This is a genomic window from Pseudomonas spartinae, from assembly GCF_965197125.1.
Classification (GTDB): domain Bacteria; phylum Pseudomonadota; class Gammaproteobacteria; order Pseudomonadales; family Pseudomonadaceae; genus Aquipseudomonas; species Aquipseudomonas composti_A.
The window spans coordinates 71247-81324 of record NZ_CBDAMB010000018.1; the positions used below are offsets into that span (position 1 = coordinate 71247).

At 63.9% G+C, this 10078-nt stretch carries 10 protein-coding genes; 7 read left to right on the forward strand and 3 right to left on the reverse strand.

Features of this window, described 5'->3' with window-relative positions; genetic code table 11:
* Positions 1–30 precede the first annotated feature (30 nt).
* The 3 genes from lptF to ACN8M7_RS24930 form a co-directional block, all read right to left on the reverse strand.
* The gene (lptF, locus tag ACN8M7_RS24920; RefSeq protein WP_490262525.1) at positions 31–816 is read right to left on the reverse strand and encodes a lipotoxin F family OmpA-related lipoprotein LptF; all 786 of its coding nucleotides are present in this window, start codon (positions 814–816) and stop codon (positions 31–33) included.
* Positions 817–863: 47 nt separating this feature from the next.
* A complete protein-coding gene (locus tag ACN8M7_RS24925) occupies positions 864–1277 on the reverse strand; it encodes a DUF4398 domain-containing protein (protein ID WP_061241214.1) in 414 nt (137 codons plus the stop codon).
* A 421-nt stretch (positions 1278–1698) separates the two neighbouring features.
* Positions 1699–2043, reverse strand: a complete 345-nt coding sequence (locus ACN8M7_RS24930; RefSeq protein ID WP_490262526.1) for a pilin assembly protein — start codon at positions 2041–2043, stop codon at positions 1699–1701.
* Between the two features lie 167 nt (positions 2044–2210).
* Between ACN8M7_RS24930 and ppc the strand changes: the two genes are divergently transcribed.
* The 7 genes from ppc (at position 2211) to ACN8M7_RS24965 (ending at position 9873) form a co-directional block, all read left to right on the forward strand.
* Positions 2211–4847, forward strand: coding sequence for a phosphoenolpyruvate carboxylase (gene ppc / locus ACN8M7_RS24935; RefSeq protein ID WP_490262527.1), 2637 nt, complete (start codon positions 2211–2213; stop codon positions 4845–4847).
* 223 nt (positions 4848–5070) lie between these two features.
* On the forward strand, positions 5071–5718 hold the full coding sequence (gene adk, locus ACN8M7_RS24940; RefSeq protein WP_061241220.1) for an adenylate kinase: 648 nt from the start codon (positions 5071–5073) through the stop codon (positions 5716–5718).
* Between the two features lie 220 nt (positions 5719–5938).
* Positions 5939–6724, forward strand: coding sequence for a 5'-nucleotidase, lipoprotein e(P4) family (locus tag ACN8M7_RS24945; protein WP_490262528.1), 786 nt, complete (start codon positions 5939–5941; stop codon positions 6722–6724).
* Positions 6725–7097: 373 nt separating this feature from the next.
* Positions 7098–7781 carry a tRNA (adenosine(37)-N6)-threonylcarbamoyltransferase complex dimerization subunit type 1 TsaB gene (gene tsaB, locus ACN8M7_RS24950; RefSeq protein WP_061241225.1) on the forward strand — a complete coding sequence of 228 codons (684 nt, stop codon included), beginning with the start codon at positions 7098–7100 and terminating at the stop codon, positions 7779–7781.
* A gap of 113 nt (positions 7782–7894) precedes the next feature.
* Positions 7895–8239, forward strand: a complete 345-nt coding sequence (locus ACN8M7_RS24955; RefSeq protein ID WP_061241227.1) for a hypothetical protein — start codon at positions 7895–7897, stop codon at positions 8237–8239.
* Positions 8240–8289: 50 nt separating this feature from the next.
* On the forward strand, positions 8290–9159 hold the full coding sequence (locus tag ACN8M7_RS24960) for a DUF72 domain-containing protein (protein ID WP_061241229.1): 870 nt from the start codon (positions 8290–8292) through the stop codon (positions 9157–9159).
* A gap of 12 nt (positions 9160–9171) precedes the next feature.
* Positions 9172–9873 (forward strand): extensin-like domain-containing protein, encoded by a 702-nt coding sequence (locus ACN8M7_RS24965; RefSeq protein WP_490262529.1) that lies wholly within the window; start codon positions 9172–9174, stop codon positions 9871–9873.
* Positions 9874–10078: the final 205 nt, after the last annotated feature.

Here is a 10078-nt window from a genome sequence, read left to right on the forward strand (position 1 = left end):
ATGGCGGGTTTCTTTTTTGCAGCGCTGCGATCAGGCGCCAGCGGAGGAGCGCGGAGCAACCGGCTGGTTGTCGTTGGAGATGGTCACCTCCACGCGACGGTTCTGCGCACGACCGGAGTCGCTGGAGTTGTCCGCAACCGGATACTCCTTGCCATAACCCTGAGCGACGATGCGTGTCGGCTCTACGCCAGCGCGAATCAGCGCGCGGCGCACGGACTCGGCGCGACGCTCTGACAGGCTCTGGTTGTAGCTGGCCGAGCCGACGCTGTCGGTATAGCCCTCGACGATCACCTGACGCTCCGGGTTCTCCTGGAGGAAGCGCGCCAGCTGCGTGACGTTGGGCAGTGCGCTGCTCTTGAGTTCGGCCTTGTTGAAGTCGAACAGAACGTCACCGAAGGTCACCAGGGTGCCGCGTTCGGTCTGCTTGGCATCGAGGCTGTTCTGCAGCTTGCGGATCTGTGCATCACGAGCGTCGAGCAGGGCCTGGGCGCGCTGAGCCGAGGAGTTCTTCAGTTCTGCTTCAGCAGTGCGCAGAGCGATGGTCTGCTTGGCGACCTCGACGCGTTTGTCGGTCAGGTAGGCCAGTTGGTCGACCTTCTTCTCGTCTTCTTTATCCATGTAGGCCTTGTCGGCCTTGTTCAGCCATTCCTGGGCTTCCTTGGTCTCCAGCGCGGCCACCTTGTTTGCCTGCGGGTCGCTCTGCAGCGAGGAAAAGTTGCTGCGCGCAGATTCCAGGTTGGCATTGGGCTGGTGCGAGCAGGCGGCCAGGCCGACGCTCAGGGCCAGAAGGGCGGGGATCATCACGTGTTTACGCATGGCGTTCATCCTTTGATCTGTCAGCGAATGGGTGGGTGACATGCCGCTCATTGAGCGTTGCGCATGCCTTCCTCACGCAGTTCCTGAACACCCTGGCGGGCGTCCTGCAAAGCCTGCTCGGCCTTGGCGGCCTGGGCCTTGCGCTCGGCGAGTCGAGCGTCCCACTCGGCCTGCTCGGCCAGGCGACGGGCTTTCTCGTACTCTTCATCGTGCATGGCGAACTCGGCTTCTTTGAGCTTGTCCTGCGCGGCCTTCATCTCGACTGGGGCGAACTCGGTGCCCCCGGCGCTGATCGCCGAGTTCACGGCAGATTGCGTCACTGCGTATTGCTCGCTGGGCGGGTTACCAGCACAGCCAGCCAATACCAGGCTGCTACCCAGCACCAGGGCAGCCAGTTTGATGCCGTGCATGCGGCTGCGCGGGGCTTTTTCGGTATGGGTCTTCATGGCGGCTAACTCCATTTGAAACACTCCTATGAACGACGATATCCGTAGTGATTGGCCTGTCGTGTTGTCCGTCAACCAAGTGGTTTGGCGATGTCGGCATGTCACGCTGGCCTGCAGTTGGGACCGGTCGTTTTTTCGAATGGTTCAGAAAAAAACACAGCCTGCTTACGATTTTCAGGATGACCGGTTGGTCAGGTTTTCGTATTCGGCAAGAGCTGCGAGCGGCTTTTTACGTTCGCTCGGGATGCTCATGGAGTCCTCTGATTTAGAGGGTTTGGCTGGTTTTTGTGGGGCGAAGGCAGGCCGTAACGCAGACGCGCTCGCTGATGTTGGAGGAGCCCTTCGCGGGTGCGTGAAGAGCTGAGTGGGAGAGGCGCTGTCTCCCTGAACATCCGAGATTGAGCAATATGTCGAACGTCAGAGGCCGTTCAAGGCGTCAATGGCTCGTTTCATTGCCCATGTCGTTGAGTTCGCGCAGGTATTTGCGCGAGAGCGCCAGAAAGCGTGGCGTCGGACCGATGTCCTCGTACAGCGGGTCGCCCTGTTCGTCCAGCGCCACCACCTTGCTGCCGCGTACGTAGGGCAGGCTGGCCTCCAGTTCCTCGAGCGCCGCACCAATCAACTCGCCGAGCAGCTCTTCGCTGTGATGCTTGGGATACATCTCGGTAAGGGCCGCCAGGCGAGCAGCCGATTCGATGTCCAGATGGATGTGGTAGCGAGTCGGGGTCAGGTGACCCTTGGCGTTCTGTTCCCAGTGTTTTGCCAGTTCGCGAATTCTCATGTCGTAGCTCCTCACGGCGGGCGCAGATGGTGCCGGTTGGCGAATCCGCAGCGCCCAACAATTAGCCTAGACCCAGCACGCAGGCTTACCTCGGTGTGCGTCGCACGCTTGTAAGAAGTTGGCGCGCTGGGCACTCTGTTGACACTGGATGGGACAAGGAGTGCGACATGGCGGAAATCGATGCGCGTCTGCGTGAAGAAGTGCACCTGCTCGGCGATCTGCTCGGGCATACCATCAGCACCCAGCTGGGCGATGAGTTTCTCGACAAGATCGAGCGCATACGCAAATCGGCCAAGGCCGGTCGTCGTGGTTCAGCCGCAGGTGCCGAGCAACTGACCAGCACCCTTGGCGATCTGGGCGACGATGAGCTGCTGCCGGTGGCGCGTGCCTTCAATCAGTTCCTCAACCTGGCCAACATCGCCGAACAGCAGCATCGCGTGCGTCGTCGCCGCGCGGATGAGCCCGAGCCCTTCGAGCTGCGGGTGCTCGACGAACTGCTCGAACGTCTGCTCGCTGCCGGGCAGAGCGCAGATGAGCTGGCGCGGCAACTGGGGCGTCTGGACATCGAGCTGGTGTTGACCGCTCACCCCACCGAAGTGGCGCGCCGTACGCTGATCCAGAAGTACGATGCCATCGCGGCGCAATTGACGGCACTGGATCACAGCGACCTGCTACCCACCGAGCGTGAAGCCATTGCCCAGCGCCTGCAGCGGTTGATCGCCGAAGCCTGGCACACCGAGGAAATCCGTCGTAGCCGGCCCAGCCCGGTGGATGAGGCCAAGTGGGGCTTCGCTGTCATCGAGCATTCGCTGTGGCAGGCCGTGCCGCAGTTTCTGCGTCGTGCCGACCGGAGTCTGCATGGCGCAACGGGGTTGCGCTTGCCGCTGGAGGCCGCGCCGATTCGCTTCGCTTCGTGGATGGGCGGCGACCGCGACGGCAACCCCAATGTCACCGCGCGGGTGACACGCGAGGTGCTGCTCCTGGCGCGCTGGATGGCGGCGGACCTGTATCTGCGTGATATCGACCAACTGGCCGCCGAGTTGTCCATGCAGCAGGCCAGTGACGAACTGCGTGCGCAGGTTGGCGACAGTGCCGAACCCTACCGCGCATTGCTCAAGCAGCTGCGCGAGCGCCTGCGTGAAACGCGCAGTTGGGCGCAGCAGGCACTCAGTGCCGACGTGGCGCCGAGTGCCGCAGTGCTGCGTGACAACCATGATCTGCTGGCGCCGCTGCAGCTGTGCTACCAATCGCTGCATGCCTGCGGCATGGGCGTGATTGCCGATGGCCCGCTGCTCGATTGCCTGCGCCGTGCGGCCACCTTCGGCCTGTTTCTGGTGCGTCTGGATGTTCGTCAGGACTCCAGCCGGCACGCGGCGGCGATGTCGGAAATCACCGACTACCTGGGACTCGGTCGCTACGCCGAATGGGATGAGCAAACGCGCCTGAGCTTCCTCCAGCGCGAACTGGAGAACCGCCGGCCGCTGCTGCCAGACGACTATCGACCCTCGGCCGACACCGCCGAAGTGCTCGCCACCTGCCGTGAGGTGGCTGCCGCCCCAGCCGCTTCGCTGGGCTCCTACGTGATCTCCATGGCCGGCGCCGCCTCCGATGTGCTGGCCGTGCAACTGCTGCTGAAAGAAGCCGGGTTGCGCCGACCGATTCGAGTGGTGCCACTTTTCGAAACCCTGGCTGATCTCGACCACGCCGGGCCGGTGATCGACCAGCTGCTGGGCTTGTCCGGCTATCGTGCGCGCTTGCACGGCCCGCAGGAGGTGATGATCGGCTATTCCGATTCGGCCAAGGACGCCGGTACAACCGCAGCGGCCTGGGCGCAGTACCGCGCCCAGGAGGAGTTGGTGCGGCTGTGCCGTGAGCATCAGGTCGAGCTGCTGCTGTTCCACGGTCGCGGTGGCACCGTCGGCCGTGGCGGTGGCCCTGCGCATGCGGCCATCCTCTCGCAACCTCCTGGATCGGTCGCGGGGCGTTTCCGCACCACCGAGCAGGGCGAAATGATCCGCTTCAAGTTCGGTCTGCCGGATATCGCCGAGCAGAATCTCAACCTGTACCTGGCGGCAGTGCTGGAAGCCACGTTACTGCCGCCGCCGGCGCCGGAGCCGAGCTGGCGCGCGATGATGGATCGTCTTGCCGATGTTGGCGTGAAGGCTTATCGCGGTGTGGTGCGCGAGCATCCGCAGTTCGTCGAGTACTTCCGCCAGGCCACGCCGGAGCAGGAGCTGGGGCGCTTGCCTCTGGGCAGTCGCCCGGCCAAGCGGCGTGAGGGCGGCGTGGAAAGCCTGCGAGCCATTCCATGGATCTTCGCCTGGACCCAGACACGCCTGATGCTGCCGGCCTGGCTCGGCTGGGAGCAGGCGCTGGGGCAGGCGCTCAAAGGTGGGGATGCCGAGCTGCTCAAGCAGATGCGCGAGCAGTGGCCGTTCTTCCGCACGCGCATCGACATGCTGGAAATGGTGCTGACCAAGGCCGACGCCAGCATCGCTGCGCTGTATGACGAGCGTCTGGTCGAATCGGGGCTGCAACCGCTGGGTGCACAATTACGCGACCTATTGTCGCAGGCGTGTGCTGCCGTGCTGGAATTGACCGGCCAGACTCGACTGCTCGCACACAGTCCGGAGACCCTGGAATCGATCAGCGTACGCAACACCTATCTCGACCCGTTGCACCTGCTGCAGGCCGAGCTGCTGGCGCGCTGCCGGCAACGCCAGCAGGCGCCGGAGAGCCCTCTGGAGCAGGCGCTGCTGGTCAGCGTGGCGGGTATCGCGGCGGGTCTTCGCAACACTGGCTGAGCTCGCCAGTGCGCTGAAAAACAGGTGCCCAAGCGGCGCTTGATGCCAGGTCCAGGCCGCCGGGAGGAGGGTTTTTATCCGACTTTTGGCGGCTTGTGCGCCTGGGGTGCGCTGTGTATCTTGATCAGCCTTTTGGCCGCTACAGCTGCCGCCTACCACTTAAGAGATTGGCCCCACGAGGCGAGTCCGACCGATTACTACATAACTCTTGAGGAGCACATCGATGCGCGTGATTCTGCTGGGAGCGCCCGGTGCCGGCAAAGGTACCCAGGCTCGCTACATCACCGAGAAATTCGGCATTCCGCAAATCTCCACTGGCGACATGCTGCGTGCTGCGGTCAAGGCTGGTACCGAGCTCGGTCTGAAGGCCAAGAGCGTGATGGACGCTGGCGGTCTGGTCTCCGACGACCTGATCATCAATCTGGTCAAGGAGCGTATCGCTCAAGCCGATTGCGCCAACGGTTTCTTGTTCGACGGTTTCCCGCGCACCATTCCCCAGGCTGAAGCCCTGCGTGATGCTGGCGTCGCTCTGGATCACGTGGTGGAAATCGCCGTGGACGACGAAGAAATCGTCAAGCGCCTGTCCGGTCGTCGCGTGCACCCGGCTTCCGGCCGCGTTTACCACACCGAGTACAACCCGCCGAAGGTCGCAGGCAAGGACGACATCAGCGGTGAAGAACTGGTCCAGCGTGAAGACGACAAGGAAGACACCGTGCGTCATCGCCTGTCCGTCTACCACTCGCAGACAAAGCCGCTGGTGGACTTCTACCAGAAGCTTTCCGCTGTGACCGGCACTCCGAAATACAGCCACATTCCGGGTGTAGGCAGCGTCGAGCAGATTACCGAGAAGACCCTGGCCGCACTGTCCTGAGTCGATCGGCATCACCCAGCGCCCTGCCTGGCAGTCGCGCTCCCCACAAAGGCCCGTTACGGGCCTTTGTCGTTTGTACTGGCCGAATCGACCAGTTTCGGTCGACATCGGGCATGAAGTCCTCGGCGAAGCACGCTAGCATCAGGCTGCTGTCTTCGGCTCACGTCGCCTCGTGGCAAGCGCGCGGCATGGGTCATCACCCAAGGAAAGAGGACATTCAATGACCGAGAAATCAGCACATCGCCGCATCTGGCTGGGGCTGGCTGCTGCCCTGTTGAGCGCTCCCGCGGTGCAGGCGGCGGACACTGCGTCTGCCAAGCCCGATTGCGCGGTGGCGGAATTCACCATGGGGCTGCGTTTTCAGCAGCAGTCCGCAGAAATCCAGGCGCTGCAGTTGCAGGCCTACAACATCGCCACGGAGAAGCTGGACAAGGCCGTCGCGGCGGCCAAGGATCCATCGAAGCTGGCCATCGTCACTGACCTCGATGAAACCGTGATCGACAACAGCGCCCTGTTGGCGCGCGATCTGGCCAACTGTCACCAGTACGACGCGTGGGACACCTGGCTGCCGTGGGAGCGTGATGGCACGCCCGAGTTGATCCCCGGCGCGAAGCAGTTTCTCGAGCATGCCGACAAGCTCGGCGTGACCATCCGCTACATCTCCGACCGTGCCGACGAGCAGAAGAAATACACCCTGGCCACCCTGAGCAAGCTGGGCCTGCCACAGGTATCGGAGCAAAGCGTGCTGTTGCTGGGGCCGCCCAAGGTCGAGCGCCGTGCCATCGTTAGTGCCGATCACCAGATCATCATGTTGCTGGGCGATACGCTGCATGACTTCGACGCGCGTTTCCGCAAGACGCCGCTCGACGCGCAGCGCAAGACCGTTGCCGAAGAGTCGGGCAAGTGGGGCGTTGAGTGGATCGTGTTCCCCAATGCCGGCTATGGCACCTGGTCCAAGGCGCCGCTCAAAGGCTGGGAGGCCGAGCCGGTGGTCGAGCCCTGGTAAGAGCCTGTTCAAAGTCTGCTGCGCGTCGGCCCAGCCGCGTTAAAAACAGGCTCGGACAGTGACTTGTCACTGAACGTCCGCAGGACGGCCCGCAGGGCGAGCGCAGCGAGTAATGCTCATGTACAAAAGTACACTCCGCTTTCTCGCCTGTTTGATTCGCTGGCGCTCACCCTTCGGGCCAGCCTTCGGCTGTTACTCCCGTTGGTCGTTGCGCCTTGCATTGCTCTAGCTCGCGAGACTTTGAGCAGGCTCTAAGGGCGCCCGTCGGTCGCCCGTCGGTCGCTCGGCGCGAGCCGGGCACCGTCATGGCGCTGGAAAAAATGTTGTCGAGCCGGTCTAATGCCGGCTCTTTTTCTTCAGCTGTCCGAATGCAATGACCACTCTCCTGGCCCTCGATACCGCCACCGAAGCCTGCTCCGTCGCGCTGCTGCACGATGGTCGCGTGCTCAGCCATTACGAAGTCGCCCCGCGCATGCATGCGCAGCGCCTGTTGCCGATGATTCAGCAACTGCTGGGGGAGGCGGGTATTGCCGCATCGGCGCTGGATGCCATCGCCTTCGGCCGTGGTCCGGGGGCATTCACTGGCGTGCGCATCGCCATTGGCGTGGTGCAGGGCCTGGCCTTTGCCCTGGAGCGGCCGGTGCTGCCGGTCTCCAACCTGGCCGTGCTGGCCCAGCGTGCGCTGCGTGAGCAGGGCGCGACCCGGGTGGCCGCCGCCATCGACGCTCGTATGGACGAGGTTTACTGGGGCTGCTATCGCGCCGAGGCCGGTGAGATGCGCCTGCTCGGTCAGGAGGCGGTGTTGCCGCCGGAACAGGCCGAGGCGCCGCGTGGTGCTGGCGAAGATTGGTTCGGTGCCGGTACGGGCTGGGGCACTTTCGCCGCGCGCATCGCGCTCAGGCCGACCAGCATGGATGGCAGCATGCTGCCGCATGCCGAAGACCTGCTGACCCTGGCCCGTTTTGCCTGGGCACGTGGCGAGGCGCTGCCGGCCGATCAGGCGCAGCCGGTGTACCTGCGTGACCAGGTCGCCACACCGAAAGCACCGCCGGCATGACAATTGGTCGGATGCCCGCGGCCAAGTTCCCTTCGGGATTTGCCAAGGGCGCAGCCCGCCGCTACATTGCCAGCACTGTCCCTTGTTCAGCCAGGCCCACCGAGCAGCCCTAGATGCGGATCGACGGTTACCTACCTTCCTACTCGCCAGATCGCGGCCCCCGTTCGGGGACTGCGGTCACGCCCTATCGTGAGGCGCAGCGGGAAGTCGAGGCTCAGCGTGAGCAGCCGGCCGCTCCGGCCAGCAGTCAGGGGCTGGAGCAGGCACCGCAGATTCGCCGTGTACAGGCCAGCAGCAGTAATACCGACAGCCTGCCGGCCCGTTCGCAGGATCTCGGTTATCAACAGCCCACGCTGAGCAACCGTGCTGCTCAGGCGTTGTCCAGCTACAGCACCACCGCCGCTTACGCCAGCGAGTACGATGCGCAGGAAGTGCTCGGGCTCGACCTCTACGCGTAACTTCGTGTCACGGCGTGCTTCACGCCCTCAGCCAGGCCCGCCACTTGTCGATGAGCGCTGCGCTTCCCTATTACCTTGGTTGTCCGTCCTGGAGCGAAGCTGCCTGGCGCGCCACCTTGTATCCGCAGAACACCCGGCCCACCGAGTTTCTCAGCCGCTACACCGAAGTGTTCAATGCGGTGGAAGGCAACACCACGTTCTATGCCAGGCCCAGCGAGCAAACGGTGGCACGTTGGGTGCTGGCGATGCCGGCGCACTTTCGTTTCTGCGCCAAGTTGCCGCGAGATATCAGCCACAGCGAAGACCTCTGCCAGCAACTGGATGAGGTCACACGGTTTCGCCAGTTGCTGGCGCCGCTTGGCGAACGGGTGGCGCCGTACTGGTTGCAACTGCCCGCCAGCTTCGCACCATCGCGATTGGCGGAGCTGGCGGCGTTCATCGAACAGTGGGGCGACTGGCCACTGGCGATCGAGGTGCGCCACCCGGAGTTCTTCGCCAAGGGCGATGCCGAGCGCGTGCTCAATCGCCTGCTGCACGAGCATGGCATCGAGCGTATCTGCCTGGACTCGCGTGCGCTGTTCAGCTGCGACTCGCAGGAGCCCGCCGTGCTGCATGCGCAAGCCAAGAAGCCGCGCCTGCCGACTCGGCCTGCCGCGTTCAGCCAGCGCCCGCAGTTGCGCTTCATCGGTCACCCCGAGTTGCTGGCCAACGACCCCTTCATGCTGCCCTGGCTGGACAAGGTCGCCGGCTGGATCGAGCAGGGCCTGCGCCCTTATGTATTCGCCCATACTTCGGACAACCGCCTGGCGCCGGAGCTGGCGCGACGCTTTCATGAGCAGCTGATGCAGCGCCTGCCCGGCTTGCCCGAGCTGCCGGTGCTGCAGATCGAGCCGGAACTGGAGCAGTTGGGCTTACTCTGATGGAGCATGGATATGCTGATACGGATAATCGGCCGGTTGCTGTTGCTCTCCCTGTTGTTGGGCGCAGCACTGCTGGTAGCGCTGTGGCGTGGCTGGCTGGACGTGGCCCCGCGTTTCAACCCCTGGGCGCCGCTGGACGTGCGAGAGACGCCGAACCTGCTGACCTCCTTCAAGCTCTGGCGCCTGCGCGATGACCGCGAGCTGTGCGGCCGTGCCCTGGCGACGTCCGGGCTGCGCTTCACCCGTCTGGCCGACAGCACGCCGCACCCGGGCTGCCCGGTAGAGAACGCCGTGCGCATCCAGGGCGCCAACGTCAGTCTGAGCAGCAGCTTCATGGCCACCTGTCCGCTGGCGGTGAGCTTCGCCCTGTTCGAACGACATGGCTTGCAGCCGGCTGCGCAGGCGGTGTTCGGTCAGCCAGTCAGTCGTGTCGAGCATGTCGGCAGCTTCGCCTGTCGCAGCATTGCCGGTAGCCAGCGGCCCAGCCAGCATTCCTATGCCAATGCACTGGATGTGGTCGGTTTCCGGCTGCGCGACGGCCAGCACATCAGCGTTCTACGCGACTGGCCGGGGCAGGGCGACAAGGCGCACTTTCTGCGTCTGGTGCAGGAGGCGGCCTGTGACAGCTTCAACGTCACTCTGGGGCCGGAATACAACGCTGCCCACCGCGATCACTTTCACCTGGATATGGGCATGTGGCGGATGTGCCGTTAGTGGGGTAGGCCACAGATCAACTGTCGGTCGGCGGCTATACGCGGAGCGCGCCGTGCGCACCCTACCGGCGTGGCGCGACTAGCTGTGATCTCTCAGTAGGTTGTTCATCCGGGGCATTCCCGGAATTCTGGAAGCGCGACCAACACAGCCTTCCAGGAGCCCCGGATGAACCTGCATAAACATGCCCGTCTTACCCCGCGAGGTC

What these genes read in the sequence shown, in the direction of transcription:
- ppc (WP_490262527.1), top strand. Translation starts at nt 2,211, where the DNA reads ATGGCGGAAATCGATGCGCGTCTGCGTGAAGAAGTGCACCTGCTCGGC.
- ACN8M7_RS24960 (WP_061241229.1), top strand. Translation starts at nt 8,290, where the DNA reads ATGAGCGCTGCGCTTCCCTATTACCTTGGTTGTCCGTCCTGGAGCGAA.
- ACN8M7_RS24965 (WP_490262529.1), top strand. Translation starts at nt 9,172, where the DNA reads ATGCTGATACGGATAATCGGCCGGTTGCTGTTGCTCTCCCTGTTGTTG.
- lptF (WP_490262525.1), bottom strand. Translation starts at nt 816, where the DNA reads ATGCGTAAACACGTGATGATCCCCGCCCTTCTGGCCCTGAGCGTCGGC.
- adk (WP_061241220.1), top strand. Translation starts at nt 5,071, where the DNA reads ATGCGCGTGATTCTGCTGGGAGCGCCCGGTGCCGGCAAAGGTACCCAG.
- tsaB (WP_061241225.1), top strand. Translation starts at nt 7,098, where the DNA reads ATGACCACTCTCCTGGCCCTCGATACCGCCACCGAAGCCTGCTCCGTC.
- ACN8M7_RS24955 (WP_061241227.1), top strand. Translation starts at nt 7,895, where the DNA reads ATGCGGATCGACGGTTACCTACCTTCCTACTCGCCAGATCGCGGCCCC.
- ACN8M7_RS24925 (WP_061241214.1), bottom strand. Translation starts at nt 1,277, where the DNA reads ATGGAGTTAGCCGCCATGAAGACCCATACCGAAAAAGCCCCGCGCAGC.
- ACN8M7_RS24930 (WP_490262526.1), bottom strand. Translation starts at nt 2,043, where the DNA reads ATGAGAATTCGCGAACTGGCAAAACACTGGGAACAGAACGCCAAGGGT.
- ACN8M7_RS24945 (WP_490262528.1), top strand. Translation starts at nt 5,939, where the DNA reads ATGACCGAGAAATCAGCACATCGCCGCATCTGGCTGGGGCTGGCTGCT.